Genomic DNA, 19,722 nt, shown 5'->3' on the forward strand with positions numbered 1-19,722 from the left:
CGGTACGGACGGCGCGGCGGTCCCGCGCCGGTCGCCGTGCCCGGCCGGACCACCGGCACCGCGGCCGGTCAGGCCGTGTCCGGCGTGGCCTGCCGGGAGGCCGGCGTCTTCTCCTCCCCGGTGTGCAGCAGGTCCCCGCGCCGGATGAGCAGTGCGCCGAGCAGCGCCCCGGCCACGGCCAGAGCGGCGGCGACGACGCCGAGCAGGCTCAGGGCCCCGGCGATGGCGTCGCGGCCGAACGCGGCCGCCGTCTCTCCCAGGGGCGCGGGCACGGCCGCCGCCACCGCGTCGATCCGCCCGGCCTCCAGCGCGCCGGCGATCCGTTCCCGCGTCCCGGCGTCCAGCCCGGCGAGCGCGGGCGCGGCGCCGGTCGCCGCGTGCAGGTGCGCGGAGAACATCAGACCGAAGACGGCGGTGCCCAGCGTGGTGCCCAGGGGCAGGAAGGACTGGATCACTCCCGAGGCCGTGCCGGTGCGCGAGGGCGGCACCACGCTCATGACCACCGTCATGCCCGGCGTCGACACCAGGCCGAGGCCGAAGCCGAGCAGCACCAGGCCCGGCAGCAGGCGGGCCCACGATCCTCCCGCGTCGGCCGCCGTCAGCGCGGCGAGCCCGGCGGCGGAGACGACGAAGCCCGCGGCGATCAGCCCTCCGGGCGGCACGCGCGCGCCCAGCCGCACGGCGGCCAGCCCGCCCGCCATGAGCGGCGCGCTCATGCCCAGCAGCCGCAGCCCCACGTCGAAGGCGTCGTAGGAGTAGCCGGCCGACAGGAACAGCACCAGGTAGGCCATCAGGCCGAAACCGACTAGGCGGACCAGCAGCGCGGAGACCGCCGCGCCGGTGAAGGAGCGGATGCGGAACAGCGACAGGTCCAGCAGCGGGTGCGCGCCCCTGGCCTGACTCACCACGAACACGGCCAGGGCGAGCACGCCCGCGCCCGCCTGCGCCAGCGTGGCCGTGCTCGACCAGCCCTGGGACGCGCCCTGGAGCAGGGCGAGGGTGACGGCGGCGACTCCGGTCGTCAGCGTGAGGACGCCGATGACGTCGACGCGCACCCGTCCGGCGGGGGGATCGGCCTCGAGCCTGCGCAGGGCCAGCCAGAGGAGGGCCGCGCCGAGGGGGACGTTGATCAGGAACATGCTCCGCCAGCCCAGCGTCTCCACCAGCACTCCCCCGGCCAGCGGCCCCAGCGCCCCCGCTCCCATGGTCGCGGCGCCGAAGATCGCGATGGCCCTCGTGCGCGCGGCCCCGCCGTACGAGCCGGCGATGATGGCCATCGCGGGGGCGAACGCGAACGCCCCGCCGAGCCCCTGGACGGCGCGGAAGACGTTCAGCGCCACCGTTGACGGCGCGAGCCCGCAGGCGAGCGAGGCCAGGGTGAACACCGCCAGCCCGCCGGTGAACACGCGCCGCCTGCCGGCCGAGTCGGCCAGCGAGCCCGCCGTCAGCAGCACCGAGGCGAAGACCAGCGTGTAGGCGTTGATCACCCACTGCAGACCGGCCAGCCCCGAGCCCAGGTCGTTGCGGATGGCGGGCAGCGCCACATTGACGATCGTGATGTCGAGCGTGAGCAGCACGCAGGCGGCGGTCACCAGCGTGAGGGCCCACGTGGACCGGCTTCCGATCACTGTGAACCTCCTTTACGCCGCCCACCTTAGTTAGGCAAGCCTTATTTATTCAAGACTGTCTGTAACAAAATACGGAGGCGACCGGCCCCGCCCGGGGCCCCGCCGTGGCCGAGGCGTTCGGCCGGGCCGGCTCCGGCCGGTACGCTCCCTTCTGGGAGGAGAGGGAACAGGCCGTGGGCCGGTGGATTCGTGCGGGGGCGGCACGGCCCGGACGGCGGACGACCAGCGGGACCGAGCGGCGAGACACGAGCAGGGGGATATGAGCGAACAGGCGCGTCAGTGGCGGGTGCTGGGCCGTCCCCGGGGACGGCCCGCGCGCATCACCCGGCTCGCGATCGCCGACGCCGCCCTCGCCGTGGGGTTCGACAACCTCACGCTCGCCACGGTCGCCGAGCGGCTGCAGGTCGCGCACTCCGCGCTCTACCGCCACGTCGCCGACCGTGAGGACCTGGTCATCCTGGCCATGGACCGGGTGCTGCAGCTCACCCCCTGGCCGGAGCCGACCGGACGGTGGCGGACGGACCTCACCGAGCAGGCCGAGGCCGTCTGGCGGCTGCTGGAGGCCCATCCCGGCCTCATCAAGGAGTTCCTCAAGCTGACGCGCTTCCCCGAGGAGCTGATACTGCGTTTCGGCGCGTCCGTCCGGCAGCTCATCTCCTACGGGTTCACTCCCGAGGACGCGTTCCTGGCGTCGGACACCGTCTTCGACCTCACCGTCGACGTCTTCAGCCGCGGCAAGCAGCTGGACCTCCCCGTGGGTGACTCCGACGTCCGCACGAGCACGGCGGACGCCTGGGCGACGGCGGTCGGTGAGACGGTGGCGCCGCTCCTGCGGACGGCCCTGGCCGAGCCCGCCTCGGTGTGGTTCGCCCGCAAGCTCGATCTCGTTCTGGACGGCATCGCCGCACGGCTCGCCCCGGAGAGGCCGGAGCCGGCTTGACGGTGCTCCGCCGCCGACCCGTCCATGCAACCCGCGTCGGGGCCGACGGCATCTCCTGTGATGTGAAGCCATCTATCCGGGAGACCCATGAGCCCTGAACGTGACGAGGAGTACACCACGTATGTGAGGAGTCGGCTGTCCTGGCTACGGAAGATCGCTTACCCCCTGTGCCAGGACTGGCACAGGGCGGACGACCTGGTACAGACAGCGATAACGCGGCTCTACGTCAAATGGCGCCAGGCGCGGACGGCCGACGACCTCGACGCCTACGTGCGGGTGATGCTGATCCGGGTCTTCCTCGCCGAACAGCGAAGAGGCTGGTTCTCCCGGGTGCAGCTGAGGTCCGCGATGCCCCACGAGCCACTCGACAGCGGTGACCGGGACACGGCCATGGACATCCGCCGGGCCCTGGCCGCCGTCCCTCCACGCCAGCGCGCCACCCTCGTGCTGCGCTTCCACTGCGATCTGAGCGTGGAGCAGACCGCCCACACGCTGGGCTGCTCCACCGGAACCGTCAAGAGCCAGACCGCCCGCGGCCTCGCCACGCTGCGCTCGATGCTCGGCGAGCCGGAATCCCGTCTAGCGCGTGCGGAGGAATGCTGATGGATGTCAAGCAGGTGTTCGACTCGCTGGCGAGCCAGGAGCAGCCGCCCACCACGGTGGATGTGGATCTGGCCGTCGCGGCGGGACGCGACATGCGCAGACGTCGTCGTGGCGCCGTCACCGGGATCACCGTGGCGGTGGCGGCCGCGGCCGTCCTCACGGCCTGGGCCGTCCGCCCGTGGCCGGGGCAGCCCGGCGGCCTCGCCGTCGCCGTACCCGCCGCGCCGTCCCTCACAGCCGCGCCGTCCCTCACAGCCACGCCACGGCCCACCGACAAGGGACTCGCGGAACTGAGGAAGAAGTTCCCTCCCAGAGGGAGGATCGCCTCCGTGCCGCCGCTCGTCATGTGGCTGAGCGACGCACCCCGCAAGAACGGGCTCGTTCTTTGCGAGAGCGGACCGCACGGCGGCTCCTGCTCCGGGTTCCCTCCCCTCGCCGCCGGCGAGTTCGCCCGTCCGCAGGGCAAGCTGCGCAGTGCAGACGTCTGGCTCGGTGTGGCCAAGGGCGACGTCCACGGAGTGACGGCCGTCACCAAGGACGGGAAGCAGCTCCCGGGCGACCTCACCCGGGGTGTCGGAGCGGGACTCGGGCTGTGGGCTGTGGAGTGTCCCCCGGGAGCCGACGTGCGCAGGCTCGTCGTCACCGGCGCGAGGGGGGAGATCCTGCAGCGGATCCCACTGCGGTGAGGAGCCTGACGGCCCCGTCCCCGGACCGGGTTCCGGCGGTCCGCCGGCGGCACACCCTGACGGCTCCGCCTGAACCCGCCGGATCGAGATGACGGTGCCACAGGTGATGGAAGGAAAGTCCCCGCCCGTTCAGGTCGTGCGATCACGCAGGGGATCGTTTCGCCGCTCCGGCGTCCGGACGGGAGGCGTCCAGGCCCGCCTTCAGTTCGGCGGCGGTCGCGAGGTCGGCGGCCAGCGCCTCGCGGTCGGCCGGCCCCTGCCCTCCGCGGACGCCGGCTGGCGGGCCGGGCTGCACGACCTGGCCGCCTCCGGCCTCACCGCCTTCCGCGCCCATCCCTGGCTGCTGCAGGTGGTGACCTCGCGCACCGTCTTCGGCCCGAACGTCCTGGCCCGCCATGACGCCGCGCTGGCCCTGCTCGACGGGTACGGCCTGGCGGCAGCCGACATCGTGGGATGCGTGGCGGCGGTCGAGGCGTACACGCGGGGCGCGGCCTCGGCAGTCGTCGAGGCCGAGCAGGTGCCCGCGCTCACCGGCGGCGACGACGAGTGGTGGGAGCAGCGTGCCCCGCTCCTGGGTGAGCGCATGGCCGGCCGCTTCCCGCGACTCACCGCGCTGGAGGAGGCCGGGGCGCTCGCCGTGTCGGACTCCGCGCTCCCCTATACGCTGCAGCGGGCGTTGGACCGCTTCGCCTTCGGGCTCGGCCTCGTCCTCGACTCCGTCGGCGCGCGGATCACCGCGGCCCGGGGCTGATCGTCGCTGCGTGTTCGCACGAGCCCGCAGCCGGTTACGGCGACCGGGAAACGACGCGATCCCATCCGATCGAGATCCTCAGAGAGGATGGCGATAGTTCGTGCACACATCAACATATATCCGCCCTATCGACCGCTTCCCTACCGTCGAAGTGAACCAGTACGCGATCGAAGATGGAGACGCGCATGAACGCACTCATCGGCCGCGCCGCGGACCTGACGCTGGGCCTGCTGGCGCCCAGGCTCAGGGCGGAGGCAGCGGTCATCATCGGCTGTTGTGACTTCTGCCTGTGCCGGGTCAAGTCCGAGACCACCGGCCAGACCTGGTGCGCCGGGTGCTCCTGCACGAGGTGCTGACCCGCAGGGCCGGCCGTCGGCCGCACACGTGACGCGGAGGCCGAGGCAGAGGCCGAGGCAGCGGCAGCGGCAGCGGCAACGGCAGGAAGCGGCGCGACCCGGGCGGGGATCTCCCCGCCCGGGTCGTTCCCGTCACGTGGCCGGGCCGGGCGGGCCGGCCAGCAGGGCGGCCACGTCGTCGAAGCGGACCGCCAGCAGTCCCGCGATCAGGCCCGAGACGGCCGCGACCGAAGCACCGGCGAGGTTGCCGCGGACCGGCTCCAGCACCTCGGCCACGCCGCCGGCCACGGCCACGCCGAGCAGCAGCGCGTTCCGCACCACATGGCGCGAGCCCAGCGGTACCGGCGAGGCGCCGAAACAGCGGCAGGGCGTCCGGTCCCGGCGGCGCAACGACGCCACGACGGCGATCGTGAACGCGCCCAGCAGCCCCGCCGCCCCCGCGAAGGCGCAGAGCGCGACGGCCCCGAGCGCCGGCCACCAGGGGCGGAGCAGGCCGACGGCCAGCCCGGCCGCCACCACGGCCTCGGCCGCCACCACCGTCGCGGCCAGCGGGCCGCGCAGCCGTGCCGGGAACAGGCTCAGTGGACCCGCGGAGGCGGCGAAAGCCCGGAACGCGTCCCGGCCGGCCCTGCTCGCCAGCGACGCCCCGAAGACCACGCTCAGCGCCACGGCGCATCCCAGCGATACGTACATCGTCAGACCCTTCCCCGCCGGCGGGCGGACGGCGGCGTGAGGCCTCCGCCCGCCCGTGACGGCTCATGCCGCGTACGGGTGCCCGGCCGTCAGCACCGCGAGCACGAGCACTGGGCGCACCACTTGTTGTTGGGGTTGATCTCCGACTGGAAGTAACAGACGCACCAGTCACAACAGCCGATGAAGATGGCCGCCTCCGCCCTGAGCTTGGGCGCCAGCAGGCCGAGCATCAGATCACCGGCCCGGCCGAACAGTTGGTTCATGGGATCTCCAGAGTCGAGTGCCGACTGATTCCGCCGGTGACGGTAGAGACCGGGCCGATAGGACCGATACACGAGCACGTGTGCGGGAGTTATCACCCCGGCGGTTAGCGTCCGTCTCCTGCCAGAACGAAAGGAGAGACGCCGTGTCCGGTCTCGTCGCGATCGTCGTGCTCGTCGGCGCGTTGGCCCTGCTCAATCTGCTGCTCACCTTCGGCGTGGTCAGGCGGCTGCGCGAGCACACGGAGCTCCTCGCCGACCGGGTGCCCGCCTCGTCCCCCGAGCCGCCGTCACTTCCGGTGGGCCGGCGGGTGTCCGCCTTCCGTGGCGCCACGACCGGCGGGGAGCCGCTCACGCACGATTCGTGGCCGGGGGACACTCTCGTCGCCTTCGTCAGCCCCGACTGCGGCCCCTGCCGGGAACGCGTGCCCAGCCTGGTCGAGACGGCCCGGCTGTGGCCGGGAGGGCGCCAGGCCACCATGGTCGTCGTCATCGCCGGACCGGATGCGTCCACCGAGTACGCCGAGCTGCTGTCCCCGGTGGCGAGAGTCGTGGTGGAGCCGCCGGGCGGGCCCGTCGCGGCGGCGTTCGGGGTGGCGGCGTTCCCGCTGTTCGGGGTCGTGGACCGTTCGGGACGGGTGCTCCGCTCCACGCTGGAGCCGTCCACGCTGCTGCTCCAGGACGCGGCGCAGGCATGAGGTCACGACCTCACGCGGGCATCGCCGACGCCGTCGCCCTGGCCTGGCACGCCGGGCCGGGGACGCTGTCGGCGTACGTCGCCCTCACGGTGGTGGGCGGCGCCGTGCCGGTCGCGGTCTCCTGGCTGACCAAACTGCTCCTGGACCACCTCGGCGCCGGCCACCCGGACCCGGCGCCGCTCGCCGCGCTGGGCGCCGGCCTGGCGCTCGCCGGAGCCGCCGTCGCCGTGCTGCCGCGCGCCGTCACCTACGTCACCGACGAACTGCGTCGCTCCGCCTCGCTCGTGGCCGACGACCGGCTGTACGCGGCCGTCAACTCCTTCGTCGGACTCGGCCGTTTCGAGGATCCGGCGTTCCTGGACCGCCTGCGCCTGGCCAAGCAGTCCGGCGGAACGACGCCCGGCAGGGTGGTCGCCGCTCTGCTCGCACTCATCCGGGCCGGGATCGGCGTCGCCGGCTTTCTGGGGTCGCTCGTCGTCATCAGCCCGGTCATGGCCGTGGTGGTGCTGGCCGGGGCCGTACCGGTCGCCGCCGCCGAGTTCCTGCTGGCGCGGCGGCGAGCCACGATGTTCTGGAGGATCGGGCCGTTGCAGCGGCGCGAGGTCTTCTTCGGCTCGCTGCTGACCGGTGTCGACGCCGCCAAGGAGCTCCGGCTGTTCGGTACCGGGACGCACCTGCGGGAGCGGATGCGGGCCGACACGCTGGCGGCCAACGCCGCCGAACGCCGTACCGCCCGCCGCGAGACCCTCGTCCAGGGCGGCCTCGGCCTGCTGAGCGCGGTCGTCTCGGGAGCCGGCCTGGTCTGGGTCGTCCTGGAGGCCGGCGCGGGACGGGTCTCGGCGGGCGACGTCACGATGTTCGTCGCCGCGGTTCCGGGCGTCGGGCTCGCGCTGGGGAGCCTGGTCACCGAGGCGGCGGGGGCGCACTACCAGCTGCTGATGTTCGCGCACTTCCGCGCCGTCGTCCACGCCGGACCCGACCTTCCCGTACGGTCGCGGCCGTGCCCCCTGCCGCGGCTGCGCTCGGGGATCGAGCTGCGCGACGTGTGGTTCCGCTACTCGGCCGGCCATCCCTGGGTGTTGCGGGGCGTCGACCTGTTCATCCCCGAGGGCGCCGCGTTCGGACTGGTCGGCGTGAACGGGGCGGGCAAGAGTACCCTCGCCAAGCTGCTGTGCCGGTTCTACGATCCCGATCGCGGTGCGATCCTCTGGGACGGGGTGGACATCCGCGACGTGGACCCCGCGGTGCTGCGCACCCGGATCAGTGCGGTCTTCCAGGACTTCATGACCTACGACCTGAGCGCGGCCGAGAACATCGGGCTGGGCGACCTGCGCGGGCTGCGTGACCGGCCGCGCATCGAGGCCGCGGCACGCGAGGCGGGAGCCCATACCGTGCTGTCCGCGTTGCCGGAGGGCTACGACACCTTGTTGTCCAGGGAGTTCTACAGCGAGGCGGACAAGGACGACGCCTCCACCGGAGTCCACCTGTCGGGCGGCCAGGGACAGCGCGTCTCGATCGCCCGGGCCCTGTTCCGGAGCCACTGCGAGCTGATGATCCTGGACGAGCCCAGTTCGGGGCTCGACGCCGACGCCGAGCACGAGCTCCACCGGCGGCTGCGCCGGCACCGCTCCGGCCGTACGAGCGTGCTGGTGTCCCACCGGCTCGCTGCGCTGCGGGATGCGGACACCATCGCCGTGATCGACGGCGGACGTGTGACAGAGCGCGGCTCGCACGCCGAGCTCGTCGCGCTCGGCGGCACGTACGCCCGTCTCTTCGCCCGGCAGGCCGAGGGCTATCACGCCGGCGCGAGCGTGACACCGTGACCGGCTGGGTTCCGCCGCTGATGGCCGGCATGATCGTCCTCGGTGCGGCGTACACCCGGTGCCGCCTCATCGCCGTGACCGTCGTCGGCACCAGCATGGCGCCGACCTTCACCGGAGGCGAACGTGTCCTCGTCCGGCGCACCGGCGTCCACCGGCTGCGTCGCGGCGACGTCGTCGTGGTCCGGTGGACGCCGCCGGCGCCATCGCTCCAGGGCACGACGGGCGAGCTGGTGCTGATCAAGCGTGTGACGGCCGTCGCCGGCGACCCGGTGCCGGCCGAGGTGGCAGAGGCCGCCGGCCGTCCGGTGGGCTCGGCGGTGCCCGCAGGCGCGTTCGTCCTGATCGGCGACAACGTCGAACGCAGCGTCGACTCCCGGATCTGCGGCCTCTTCCACGCCCCCGACCTGCTCGGGATCATGGTCAGGCGACTGGGCGTGCCCGGCTCCCGCCGTTGAGCCCCCGCTCGGCCAGGTGGGCCGCGACGTCGCGCGCGAGCAGCCGGGCGAGGTCGGCGAACACGTAGCGGTCCGGTGGCCGGAAGCCCGCCAGCTCCATCTCGACCAGCCGGTCCAGGGCGCGGACGACCTCTCCGGCGCGTCCGCGCACCGCCCGCACGGCGTCCTGGACGCTGATCATGCCGGCCGGTGCCGGCCCGAGCCGCCGGAACACCTCCGCCGCCAGCCGGTCCACGCAACGCCCGCTGCCCGCCAGGCAGTCGTACGGCGATCTGAGGCTGGCACGCAACGCCAGGTCGTCGGCCTCGAGCTCGTCGAGCCGCTGCCGCTCGTCACCGAGCCGGTCGGCCAGCTCGCGTACGGGCCGGTCGGCGTGCGCCCTCAGGCGCGCGGCCGCGATCCGCAGCGCGAGCGGCAGCCGGCCGCACAGCCGGACCAGGTCGTCGGCCGCGTCCGGCTCCCGCCGCAGGCGCGCGGGACCCACGTGCAGCGACAACAGCCGCAGGGACGCGGCGTGACCGAGCGGGCCCACGCGCAGGTGTGCCGCGCCGTCGAGGACACTGAGCATCGGACAGCTCGTCACCAGAACGGTGCTGCCGGGTGACGCCACCAGAAAGGGGCGGACCTGGGCGGTGTCGGCGGCGTTGTCCAGCATCACCAGCATGCGGCGATCGGCCAGCACCGACCGGTAGGTCAGGTGAGCGACGTCCGGGCCGGTCACCTCGGCGCCGAGCCCGCGCAGCGCCTGGCACAGGGCATCCGCGCCGGGGCCGGCCGCGCGCAGGTCGACGTACAGCTGGCCGTCGGGATAGCGGTCGGCGACGGCGTGGGCAGCGCTCACCGCCACGCACGACTTGCCGCTGCCCGCGGGACCGTGCACGATGACGACATCACCGGGCGCGCCGAGTCGGCGGGTGAGATCCGACAGTTCCTCCTCGCGGCCGACGACCGCGGTGGACGGGGGCAGCTGGCGCGGCGGGCAGGCGGGCCCCGGAGCCGATACGACCGTTCGGAGCGGGGCCAGCTCTCGGCGGAGGATCGCCTGGTGCAACCGTCGCAGTTCCTCGTGCGGCTCGATGCCCAGATCCTCGGCCAGCGCGCCGCGGGCCTCCGCGTAGGCGTCGAGCGCACCGCAGACGTCGTGCAGGGCGTAGAGGGTGCGCATCAGCAGCCCCCACGCGCGTTCCCGCAGCGGGTGCGCCGTGACCAGTGCGCGGAGCGGGTCGAGGGCGCGCGCCGGCTGGTCGAGCGCCAGCAACGCCTCGCAGCGGTCCTCCTCCGCCGACAGGCGCAGCGCGTCGACCGCGACCTTGCGCGCCGCGATGACGGGTCCGTGCGGTACGTCCTCAAGCATCTCTCCGCGCCAGAGGGCGAGCCCGGTTTCGAGCCGCCGAAGGGCCTCCTCCGCCCGCCCGTCCTCCAGCGACGCCCGGCCGGCCGCGGCCTCGGCCTCGAAGACGTCGAGGTCGAGTTCACCGTCTTCGACCCGCAGCCGGTAACCGAGCGGGCGGGCGACCAGCCGGTCCCGCTCCCGCGGCGGCAGGGCCGCGCGCAGGCGCCCGGCGTACGTCCGCAGGTTGGCCGCCGCCGAACGGGGCGGGGCCGGACCCCACAACTCCTCGATCATCTCGTGGAACGGGACGACCCCGCTCGGCCTCATGAGCAGAAGCGAGGTGAGGGCGCGCTGCTTGGGCGGCCCGGCCGCGAGCACGCCGCCGCCCGCCCGCATGACGAGCGCCCCCAGCACTCCGAACTCCAGTGACGCAGCCGTCTCCGACATGATTCCCGTTCACCCCGCCGAGGGCTCTGCCGTGGCCGCCCACGATCTCCACCCTGGTCCCACTCTGGCCGCCCGCCAGGGGAGCGACCAGGTCAGAAGCAGGGCAATGACCGGACATCGCGCATGCGCGGAGTGCGGGTCGTCGGGGACGGCGTCTTCCAGCGGGCAGCGGCACACGCCCGCCGGCGCTCCCGCACGGCGCTCGGGATTGAGCCCGGGTACGGACGTCACGGCCGCCTGCCACCTGAACGGGCCCGACCACCCGAGTCTTTCCGCCAGAATCTACTGGCAAGGACAGTGGATTCCGTTCCGCTCACCCGTTCGGCGGGATGGAACGGTATGCCCCGCCCCGACGTCAGCCGCCTTCGAGGAGAGCCTGCCCCATGGGCGCCAACCACTCCCACGGTCCGGCCGTTCCCCGCTCCCGGGCGACGGTGTGGGCGACCCTGGCCGTCATCGTTCCCCTCGCGATCGCCACGCTCGCCGCCCTGGTCTGGATGTGGCCGTCCGAGCCCGTCTCCACGGCCGGGCAGCCGGAGCTGGAGCGCGTCACCGGGACGATCACCGGTATCACCCTCACCCCCTGCCCGGAGGAGCCCCCCATCGAGGGGGCGCCCCAGAACGCGTCACCCCCCGACCCGGCCACCTGCGGTGACGCGCAGGTGGAGCTCACCAGCGGCGCGCAGTCCGGTGAGCGCGTCACCACCCCGCTGCCCAGCGGTCCGGGCGCGCAGCGTTTCGCCGCGGGTGACGACGTGGTGCTGGTCCGCCCCCCCGACAGCACGCTGGACGTGCCGCCGTACCAGATCTCCGATCACGACCGCGGATCGTCGTTGCTGCTGGTGGGCGCCGCCTTCGCGCTGGCGGTGGTCGCCTTCGGCCGCTGGCGCGGGGTGACGGCGCTCATCGGGCTGGCCATCACCTTCGTGCTGCTGCTGATGTTCGTCATCCCGGCGATCCTGGCCGGTCAGTCACCGCTGCTGGTGGGGATCGTCGGCTCGGCGGCGATCATGCTCACCGTGCTGTACCTCACCCACGGATTCACCGTCACCACCTCGACGGCGATCGTGGGCACCGTGGTCAGCCTCAGCCTGACCGGCGTGCTGTCGTACGCAGCCATCGGCATCGTCCAGCTCAACGGGATCATCGACGAGAGTTCCTTCTACCTCGACACCAGCTACCGCATCAACACCCAGGGGCTGCTGCTGGCCAGCATCATCATCGGCTCCCTGGGCGTGCTCGACGACGTCACCGTGACCCAGGCCGCCACCGTCGCCGAGCTCGCCCACGCCAACCCGGGGTACGGCTTCGTCCAGCTGTACCGGGCCGCGGCGCGGGTCGGCCGCTCCCACATCGCCTCGGTGATCAACACGATCATCCTCGCCTACGCCGGCGCGTCCCTGCCCCTGCTGCTGCTCATCAGCGTCGGCGAGCAGCCGATCGGGCAGGTCGTGACCAACCCGGTCCTCACCCAGGAGATCGTCCGCAGCGTCGCCGGCACCCTCGGCCTGATCGCGGCCGTGCCGATCACCACCGCCCTGGCCGCCCTGACCGCCACCCGTGACCGCTCCGCCGGGCACAGCCACGACCACGGCCACGACGACCACACGCCGCGGAGGGCGCGGCACCGGCGTCCACCGGACATCCTGGCCGGCCCCGTTCCCTGAACCCCATCGCCTGAGCCCTGTTCACCCGGCCACGCGGGCGATGGCGTCGACGACCGCCGACGGGGCGTCGTGCGGCACCTCGTGCCCGCTTCCGGACGCGGGCACGACGCTGCCACCGGTCGACAGGGCGGCGAGCCGCTCCTGGGCCGCCGTCCACTGCGGGGTCAGCGACCTGTCCCGCCTCACCACCACCAGCGGCGTGTCCGCCAGCGGCGCCGGCCCGGCGCCGACCGCCGCCCTGACCTGCTCCTCGACGGCTGCCAGGTCCAGCGCCTCATCGCCCATCCCGGCCTCGGCCAGCGATGTCACCCCGAGCGCGGCCCGCAGACCGAGCCGCGGGTCGACCCCGTCGAGCAGCACGACGCCGGCCACCCGTTCGCGGTGGCGGAGGGCGTAGTACAGCACGGGGTAGCTGCCGAAGGAGTGGCCCACCAGCACCACCGGACCGCCGGCCTGCCGGACCACCGCGTCCAGCTCGCGGTCGAGTGCGTCGGCGTCGCGTCCCGGACGCGTGGGTGCCGGGCTGTCCCCCGTGCCCGGCCGGTCGTACCGGCAGGTTCGCCGGTCGTCCGGGAGCTCGGCGCGCACGGCGTCGAACGACGCGGAGCTCGCGGTGTCGCCGATGCCGTGCACCAGCACGACGGCGGGACCGACGGTGCCCGCGCACTCCACCCGCTGGCGTTGACCGGCCGCTTCCATGACCGAACCCCACTCCGGCTGCCGGGCGCATCCGCCCGTGGCCGCGAGAGCGGCCACCACAGCCATCACGGCCGCCACAGACGAGATCCGCCGCGCGACCGTCATCGCGACTCCACCGCCAGCCGTACGCCGAGGCCGATGAGGACGGCGCCGGAGATCCGCTCCAGGCGGCGGCGGACCGCCGGCCTGCCGAAGACCAGTCTGGCGCGCCCCACCATCCAGATGAACAGCCCGTACCAGACCGTGTCGACCAGCACCCAGATCACCGCCAGCGCGATCAGGGTGAGCGGCACGTTCGCCCCCTCGGGCACGAACTGCGGCAGGAACGACATCGCGAACACCGCCGCCTTGGGGTTGGCCAGGCAGGTGCTGAAGCCCAGCAGGTAGGACCTGCGCCATCCCCGGGCGACCTCGCCGACCGGCTCCTCCCGCGGCTCCGCCGCCCTGCTTCCCCCGCGGGCCTGCCAGATCGACTGGGCACCCATCACGATCAGGAAGACGGCTCCGACGATCCGCATGACGTCGTAGGCGACCTCCGAGGCCAGGACGAGCGCCGACAGGCCGAAGGCCGCGGCCAGCGCCCACAGCAGGATGCCCGTCTCGTTGCCGAGCGTGGCGGCCATGCCCGGTCCCCTCCCGGCCCGCAGGGTCTGCCGGAGGATCACCGCCGTGCTGACACCGGGGATCATCGCGAGCAGGAAGCACGAGCCGATGAAGGCGATGAGGAGCATTCCGACATCATGGTCACCACCGTCCGGCGCCGCAATCGTTTTTGCCGCCCCCCACCGCAGGGCCTCACCACTCCTCACCGCAGGGCCTCACCGCCCTTCCTCAGCGGGTGCCCGGAGCCCGGCCGTACACCTCGCCGAGCTTGGCGATCGTGTCGGCCATGTGGTCCCGCAGCTCGGGCGGCTCCAGCACCTCGACGTCGGCGCCCAGGCGCAGCAGCAGCCAGTGGGCGTGCCGGACCGACTCGATCGGCAGGCGCAGGACGGTCCAGCCCTGCTCGTCGGGCGGGCCCGCACCGGCCAGCGCCGCCTCGACGGGGTCGTCGCCGACCGTCACGCGCAGCAGCCCCTCGGCCCCGGGCGCCATCCGTATCACCGCCTCCGAGGTGTACATGCGCTCACGGAACTCCACGGTGTACCTCTCCCAGAAGTCCGCCAGGTCGAAGTCGTCCGGCCGCTCGAAGCGGCCCTCGGCGACCTCGGCGGTCACGATCCGCGAGACGCGGTAGGTGCGGGGCGCTCCCCCGCCGGCTTCCCCGCCCTCGCCGGCTCTCCCTTCGGGTACGGCCACCATGTACCACGACCCCCCCTTGAGGACCAGGCCGTACGGATGGACCACGCGCTCCACGTCCTTCGGCCCCCAGCGGCGGTAGGTCATGCGCAGCGGCCGCTCCTCCCACGCCGCCTCGGCGACCTCGGCCAGGAACGGCACCTCGTCGGCCCTGCGGTACCAGCCCGGGACGTCGAGGTGGAAACGCTCGCGCATCCGGGCGGCGTGCGACCGCGGCTCCGGCGGCAGCGCGGCCAGCAGCTTCAGCTCCGCGGTGGCGGCGACCTCCCCCAGCCCCAGCTCGGCCGCCGGGCCGGGCAGCCCCGCAAGGAACAGCGAGGACGCCTCCTCGGCGGTCAGTCCGGTGAGCCGGGTGCGGTAGCCGTCCAGGAGCCGGTAGCCACCCGCGGGCCCGCGGTCGGCGTAGACCGGGACCCCGGCGGACGACAGCGCCTCCACATCCCGGTAGACCGTCCGGACGGAGACCTCGAGCTCCTCGGCGATCTCCGTGGCGGTCATCCGCCCTCGCGTCTGCAGAAGGAGCAGGAGTGACAACAGGCGGCTGGCGCGCATGCCCTCCAGTCTTCCCTACGATTGCGAATCTCACATTGCTTGTGTTCAAATAAACACGTGGAAAGTTCCGATCGCATCCGCGCCATCATGTCCGCACTGCGTGCCACCGACTCCGTCTCGGTCGCCGAGCTCGCCCTCCAGCACGCGGTCTCGGAGATGACCATCCGCCGCGACCTGGACGAGCTCGCCCAGCAGGGCGTGGTCAGGCGGGTGCGCGGCGGCGCCGTGAGCCTCCTCCTGCGCGGGGAGGAGCCTCCCTTCGGGGTGCGCGAGCACGAGGCGGTGGAGGCCAAACGGCGGATCGCCGCCGAGGTCGCCTCGCTCATCGCCGACGGCGAGGCCGTCCTCCTCGACTCCGGCACCACCGCCCTGGAGATCGCCCGCGTGATCCGCGACCGCCGCCTGACGGTCCTGCCCCTCTCCCTGCAGGCGGCCGGCGAACTCGCCACGGCCCCCCGCGTGCGCCTGGTCCTGCCGGGCGGCGAGGTCCGTCCCGGCGAGCTCAACTTCACCGGCCCGCTGACCGAGAGCGCCATCCGGTCCCTGCGCTTCGACACCGCCGTCATCGGCTGCTGCGGCCTGTCCGCCGAGCACGGCCTGACCACCCACGATCTGGCCGAGGTCGCCGTGAAGCAGGCTGCGATCGCCTCCGCCCGCCGCGTCGTCGCGGCCGCCGACTCCGGCAAGTTCACCCGCACCGCCTTCGGCGCCGTCTGCCCCCTCGACCGTCTCGACCTGGTCGTCACCGACTCCGCGGTCCCCCCGTCGGAGCACGACGCCCTCGTCGCCGCGGGCGTCGCCGTCCGCGCCGTCTAGCCCGCCCCCCCGGCCCGCGTCGTCACCCGACACGCCCGTCCGCTCCGCCCCGCCCCGCCCTGTCCGTGCTCCCGTGCTCCCGTGCTCCCGCACCCTCGACGTCCCCGGAGTCCCGTTGACGACCCTCACCCACCACGACCGGACAGCGCTGCGGCATGGCCGGATCGCGGTCTCCCTGCTGTTCCTGCTCTCCGGTACGGCGATCGGCACCTGGACGGCCCGCATCCCCACGATCAAGCACGGCCTCGGCCTCGGCGACGGCCAGCTCAGCCTCGGGCTGCTCGGCATCGCAGCCGGGGCGATCACCGGCATGCAGCTGGTGGGCCGCCTGGTCGACCGGTTCGGCAGCGTCCGCGTCATGCTCCCGATGGCCTTCGCGCAGGGAGCGGTGCTGTTCCTGCCGGCCCTCGCCTCCGACCTGTCCACCCTCGCCCTGGCCCTGTTCGCCTTCGGCGCGGTTCACGGCACCCTCGACGTGGCGATGAACGCCAACGCCGTCGAGGTCGAGCGCGCCGCGCGGCGACCGCTCATGTCGTCCTTCCACGCGGTGTTCAGCATCGGCGGATTCCTCGGCGCGGCGGCCGGCGGCCTGTTCGCCACCATGGGGCTCAGCCCCGCCGCCACCTTCCTCATCGTCGCCGCCGCCATCACGGCCATGGCCCTGCGGGCCTCCGGCTGGGCGCTCGCCCCGCAGACCGTGCCCGGCTCGAAGGAGACCGGCCCGGAAGAGGCCGGCTCACAGGAGAGCGGCCCCGCCCCCGCGGCGGCCGCCGGAACGAGAACGGGCGGCGGCGTACTCCTGCTGGGTGTTCTTGCGTTCTGCTGCATGATCGGTGAGGGCGCGGCGGCGGACTGGAGCTCGGTCTACCTCCACGACGCCCTGAACAGCTCCGAATGGCTCGCCGCGGCGGCCTACGCCGCCTTCTCGACCATGATGACCGCCGGCCGCCTCGCGGGGGATCGGCTCGCCGCCCGGCTCGGCCCGGTCACCCTGGTCCGCGGCTGCGGACTCCTGGCCGCCGCCGGCCTCGGAACCGCCCTCCTGATCGGCCATCCGATCGCCGGAGTGGCGGGATTCGCCTGCTTCGGCGCGGGCCTGTCCTGCATCGTCCCCCAGGTCTTCTCCGCGGCGGGCCGCCGCGACCCCGCACGTGCGGGCCGCGCCCTGGCCCGGGTGGCGAGCCTCGGCTACGCCGGCTTCCTCACCGGCCCCGTGGTGATCGGCGGGGCCGCAGAGCTGCTCGGGCTCCCCGGGGCGCTGGCGATCCCGGCGTCGCTGGCTTTTTTCGTGGCGGTGGCGGCTTCGGCGTTACGAACCGCTGCCTTTACAAAGTAGATTAATAAGACGCGTCGGGCCCGAACCGGTCGAAGCCCAGTTTGATCACCATCGCTGTCACCACGCACAGCAGGACGATCCGTACGAACCCGGCACCCCTCCGAAGGGCCATCCGGGCACCGACCTGGGCTCCGGCGATGTTGCAGGCCGCCATTCCCAGGCCGAGAAGCCAGAGCACATGCCCCTGGTAGGCGAAGACGATCAGCGCGCCGAGATTCGTGCACGAATTGATGATCTTGGAGTGGGCCGAGGCGCCCACGAAGTCCATTCCGAGGATCGCGGTGAACGCGAGGATGAGGAAGGTACCGGTGCCGGGGCCGATGATGCCGTCGTAGAAGGCGATCGCGGCTCCGGTCACCGCCACGGCGCCCAGGAGCCGGGCGCGGGTGCGCAGGTGCGGGTGAGGATGGACGCCGAGGGCCGGACGGAAGGTGACCACCAGCGCCACCACCACCAGAACGGCCATGACCAGCGGGATCAGCGCCCCCTTGGAGATCGCCGCCGCGGCCGAGGCCCCGAGACCGGAGAAGAGCAGCGCGGCCAGACCCCCGGGGACCGCGACCCGTGCGTCGATCTTCGTGGTGGCGGCGTAGGTGACGGCGGCCGAAGCCGTGCCGAAAACCGAGGCGAGCTTGTTGGTGGCCAGCGCCTGGACCGGTGAGACCCCCGCCAGGAACAGCGCGGGGAGCTGCAGGAGTCCTCCCCCGCCGACCACGGCGTCGATCCATCCTGCCCCGGCGGCTGCCACCAGCAACAGTACGATCTCCACCGTATCCATGCGAATCCCCCGAAATCCCATTGAACGCCGGGCAGAGCGTACCGCTCTCCGTCATCCGGGCAGCACAGCTCCATGATCCTTACGCGCTTTCCCTCAGAACGGGCACGCCGTGTCCGATCGGCGTCATGACGCGGCTGAACCCGTCCGGCAACCGGACGACAACCGGCGCCTCACCGGCCCGGTACCTGTGACGCACCGGCGCCACGCCCGCGCACGACGGACGAGAGAAGGACATGAGCCAGACGTTCCCCGGAAGTGCCCGGGCCGACGGAGCGCACCTCACGCGCGGGCCGTACGGCTGGGCGGTCTTCCTCGTCCTGACCGGGCTGCTGAGCCTGGCCGCGCCCCTGCTCGCCCCCCTCTCCCCCGTCCTGGACGTGCTGCCCTGGGTGGTCGTCCAGGGAGCGGCGACGGTGGCCGTGCTGTCCTCGATCCGGAGGCACCGGCTGGGCCGTCTGTGGCCCTGGCGGCTCATCGCCGCCGTCAGCGTGCTGAACTGGCTGGCGACGACCGCGCTGTGGGGGGTCGGCTGGGTCTGGCTGGAGATCCCGCTGCTGCTCGGCCTCTACCACCGCATCACCGTGGACTGTCACATCCTGGGGCTGATCGCGCTGGTCATGCTGGCCTGGCGCGGCAGCGGCTCACCCCGCGCGGCGCTGCTGGACGCGGGCATCATCACCGTCGGCGCGGCCATGCCGTTCTGGACCTTCCTGCTGCACCCGCTCCTGAGCGCCGCCGAACGCAGCGGCATCGGTCTCGCCCTGGCCCTGGCCACGCCCATCATCGACCTGTTCATGCTCGGCCTGGCCGTACGGCTGGCGCTCGGCAAGGGACGGGCGCCCTGGCTGGCCCTGCTGAGCGCGTCCTTCGGCATGTTGTTCCTGGGCGACAGCGCCTACCTGCTCGACCAGATGGCCGGACGGACGGACGGTCCCGTCGCGGCGACCGCATGGCTGACCTGGTCGGTCCTGGTCGGCGCCGCCGCGCTGCACCCCAGCGTGGCGCACACCACCACCGCCCCCGACGTCACCAACCGGGCCCGGGGCACGCTGTTCATGGCACTCGCCCTGCTCAGCCCGCTCGCCTCGATGGCGGGGCTGACCCTGTTCCACGAGCACACGCCCTACCAGTCCGGCGACAGGCTCCTGCTCATGACGATGACGGTGGTGCTGGCGGTGCTGCTGGTGCTGCGGCTCAACACCGTGGCGCGGCTGGCCGAGGCCCGGGCCACGGCCCTGGACCGCCAGGCCGACCGGCTGACCGCGCAGACCCACCAGCTCAGCGCGGCCCTGCACACCCAGGAGATGCTCCAGCGCAGCCTGGCCCACCGGGCCTTCCACGACCCGCTGACCGGGCTGGCCAACCGCACCCTGCTCGGCGAGGCCCTGCAACAGGCGCTGCGGGCGGAGGGGCCGCCGGCGTTGCTGCTGCTGGACCTGGACGGGTTCAAGGACGTCAACGACACCCTGGGCCATCCCATCGGCGACGATCTGCTCACCCAGGTGGCGCACCGGCTGCGCGCGCTGTGCGCACCCGGTCAGACCCTGGCCCGGCTGGGCGGCGACGAGTTCGCGCTGCTGCTGCCGGCCGCCCCGGCGGCTCTGGCGCACGCGCTGGCCGAGCGGGTGCTGGCCGAGGTGAGCGCACCGTACCGGCTGGAGCCTCAGGAGATCCACCTCAGCACCAGCATCGGGTTGCTGGCCGGGCATACGATCGCGACTCCCGCCGAGGCGCTGCGGGATGCGGACCTGGCGCTGTACGCCGCCAAGGCCGCGGGCCGCAACCAGATCGTGGTCTTCACCCCGGAACTGCGCAACGCCCGGCTGGAGCATTCCCGAATGGTCGCGGGGTTGCGCCAGGCGATGGCCCGTGACGAGCTGGCGGTGCACTACCAGCCGGTGG

At 73.2% G+C, this 19,722-nt stretch carries 20 protein-coding genes; 12 read left to right on the forward strand and 8 right to left on the reverse strand.

The annotated features are described in order from the left end of the window. Positions 1–68 precede the first annotated feature (68 nt). Positions 69–1,628, reverse strand: a complete 1,560-nt coding sequence (locus tag IEZ08_RS34665; RefSeq protein WP_189243864.1) for a DHA2 family efflux MFS transporter permease subunit — start codon at positions 1,626–1,628, stop codon at positions 69–71. A gap of 259 nt (positions 1,629–1,887) precedes the next feature. On the opposite strand from IEZ08_RS34665, the gene IEZ08_RS34670 reads away from it, so the two are divergent. The 5 genes from IEZ08_RS34670 to IEZ08_RS34690 all read left to right on the forward strand — a co-directional run bounded on the left by IEZ08_RS34670 (position 1,888) and on the right by IEZ08_RS34690 (position 4,964). Further along, positions 1,888–2,568: a TetR/AcrR family transcriptional regulator gene (locus IEZ08_RS34670; protein ID WP_068923719.1), complete on the forward strand. Its 681-nt coding sequence runs from the start codon at positions 1,888–1,890 to the stop codon at positions 2,566–2,568. An 87-nt stretch (positions 2,569–2,655) separates the two neighbouring features. Continuing rightward, positions 2,656–3,171 (forward strand): SigE family RNA polymerase sigma factor, encoded by a 516-nt coding sequence (locus IEZ08_RS34675; RefSeq protein ID WP_189243865.1) that lies wholly within the window; start codon positions 2,656–2,658, stop codon positions 3,169–3,171. Beyond that, a complete protein-coding gene (locus IEZ08_RS34680) occupies positions 3,171–3,857 on the forward strand; it encodes a hypothetical protein (protein WP_189243866.1) in 687 nt (228 codons plus the stop codon). Before IEZ08_RS34675 ends, IEZ08_RS34680 begins: the two co-directional genes overlap by 1 nt. 88 nt (positions 3,858–3,945) lie before the next feature. Then, the gene (locus IEZ08_RS34685) at positions 3,946–4,608 is read left to right on the forward strand and encodes a TetR/AcrR family transcriptional regulator C-terminal domain-containing protein (RefSeq protein ID WP_084780123.1); all 663 of its coding nucleotides are present in this window, start codon (positions 3,946–3,948) and stop codon (positions 4,606–4,608) included. A 185-nt stretch (positions 4,609–4,793) separates the two neighbouring features. Further along, positions 4,794–4,964: a hypothetical protein gene (locus tag IEZ08_RS34690; RefSeq protein WP_176728505.1), complete on the forward strand. Its 171-nt coding sequence runs from the start codon at positions 4,794–4,796 to the stop codon at positions 4,962–4,964. Positions 4,965–5,096: 132 nt separating this feature from the next. Here the strand turns inward: IEZ08_RS34690 and IEZ08_RS34695 are convergent, their stop codons facing one another. Together IEZ08_RS34695 and IEZ08_RS34700 are read right to left on the reverse strand one after the other, a co-directional pair. Continuing rightward, positions 5,097–5,657, reverse strand: coding sequence for a MauE/DoxX family redox-associated membrane protein (locus IEZ08_RS34695; RefSeq protein WP_068923723.1), 561 nt, complete (start codon positions 5,655–5,657; stop codon positions 5,097–5,099). Positions 5,658–5,746: 89 nt separating this feature from the next. Next, entirely contained in the window at positions 5,747–5,920 is a 174-nt protein-coding gene (locus IEZ08_RS34700) for a hypothetical protein (RefSeq protein WP_176728506.1), read from the reverse strand. Positions 5,921–6,063: 143 nt separating this feature from the next. Between IEZ08_RS34700 and IEZ08_RS34705 the strand changes: the two genes are divergently transcribed. From IEZ08_RS34705 to IEZ08_RS34715, 3 genes are read left to right on the forward strand one after another with little or no spacing between them, the layout of a single operon-like run. Further along, positions 6,064–6,615, forward strand: coding sequence for a hypothetical protein (locus IEZ08_RS34705; RefSeq protein WP_068923724.1), 552 nt, complete (start codon positions 6,064–6,066; stop codon positions 6,613–6,615). Next, entirely contained in the window at positions 6,612–8,438 is a 1,827-nt protein-coding gene (locus IEZ08_RS34710) for an ABC transporter ATP-binding protein (RefSeq protein ID WP_189243867.1), read from the forward strand. The genes IEZ08_RS34705 and IEZ08_RS34710 overlap by 4 nt, the downstream gene beginning before the upstream one ends. Then, entirely contained in the window at positions 8,435–8,893 is a 459-nt protein-coding gene (locus tag IEZ08_RS34715; RefSeq protein WP_141704009.1) for a S26 family signal peptidase, read from the forward strand. Before IEZ08_RS34710 ends, IEZ08_RS34715 begins: the two co-directional genes overlap by 4 nt. On the opposite strand, the gene IEZ08_RS34720 is transcribed toward IEZ08_RS34715, so the two are convergent. Next, positions 8,859–10,673 carry an AfsR/SARP family transcriptional regulator gene (locus IEZ08_RS34720; protein ID WP_189243868.1) on the reverse strand — a complete coding sequence of 605 codons (1,815 nt, stop codon included), beginning with the start codon at positions 10,671–10,673 and terminating at the stop codon, positions 8,859–8,861. The genes IEZ08_RS34715 and IEZ08_RS34720 overlap by 35 nt on opposite strands. 383 nt (positions 10,674–11,056) lie before the next feature. On the opposite strand from IEZ08_RS34720, the gene IEZ08_RS34725 reads away from it, so the two are divergent. After that, entirely contained in the window at positions 11,057–12,340 is a 1,284-nt protein-coding gene (locus tag IEZ08_RS34725; protein WP_068923727.1) for a YibE/F family protein, read from the forward strand. A 21-nt stretch (positions 12,341–12,361) separates the two neighbouring features. Here IEZ08_RS34725 and IEZ08_RS34730 read toward each other — a convergent pair whose 3' ends face one another. From IEZ08_RS34730 to IEZ08_RS34740, 3 genes are all read right to left on the reverse strand, one after another. Then, on the reverse strand, positions 12,362–13,144 hold the full coding sequence (locus tag IEZ08_RS34730; protein WP_068923728.1) for an alpha/beta fold hydrolase: 783 nt from the start codon (positions 13,142–13,144) through the stop codon (positions 12,362–12,364). Next, complete coding sequence (locus tag IEZ08_RS34735; RefSeq protein WP_068923729.1) at positions 13,141–13,770, reverse strand: LysE family translocator; 630 nt, start codon at positions 13,768–13,770, stop codon at positions 13,141–13,143. Before IEZ08_RS34735 ends, IEZ08_RS34730 begins: the two co-directional genes overlap by 4 nt. 100 nt (positions 13,771–13,870) lie before the next feature. Continuing rightward, complete coding sequence (locus IEZ08_RS34740; RefSeq protein ID WP_068923730.1) at positions 13,871–14,890, reverse strand: helix-turn-helix transcriptional regulator; 1,020 nt, start codon at positions 14,888–14,890, stop codon at positions 13,871–13,873. 57 nt (positions 14,891–14,947) lie between these two features. Here IEZ08_RS34740 and IEZ08_RS34745 point away from each other — a divergent pair, with 57 nt between their 5' ends. Continuing rightward, entirely contained in the window at positions 14,948–15,706 is a 759-nt protein-coding gene (locus IEZ08_RS34745; protein WP_068923731.1) for a DeoR/GlpR family DNA-binding transcription regulator, read from the forward strand. Positions 15,707–15,821: 115 nt separating this feature from the next. Beyond that, positions 15,822–17,042, forward strand: coding sequence for an MFS transporter (locus tag IEZ08_RS34750; protein WP_068923732.1), 1,221 nt, complete (start codon positions 15,822–15,824; stop codon positions 17,040–17,042). Between the two features lies 1 nt (position 17,043). Here the strand turns inward: IEZ08_RS34750 and IEZ08_RS34755 are convergent, their stop codons facing one another. Next, positions 17,044–17,820, reverse strand: a complete 777-nt coding sequence (locus tag IEZ08_RS34755; RefSeq protein WP_068923733.1) for a TSUP family transporter — start codon at positions 17,818–17,820, stop codon at positions 17,044–17,046. Between the two features lie 233 nt (positions 17,821–18,053). Here IEZ08_RS34755 and IEZ08_RS34760 point away from each other — a divergent pair. Beyond that, positions 18,054–19,722, forward strand: a 1,669-nt coding sequence (locus tag IEZ08_RS34760; RefSeq protein WP_189243869.1) for a GGDEF domain-containing protein, incomplete at its 3' end; no start/stop codon positions are given.

Origin of the sequence: Planobispora rosea, assembly GCF_014648175.1 — a bacterium.
Lineage (GTDB): Bacteria > Actinomycetota > Actinomycetes > Streptosporangiales > Streptosporangiaceae > Planobispora > Planobispora rosea.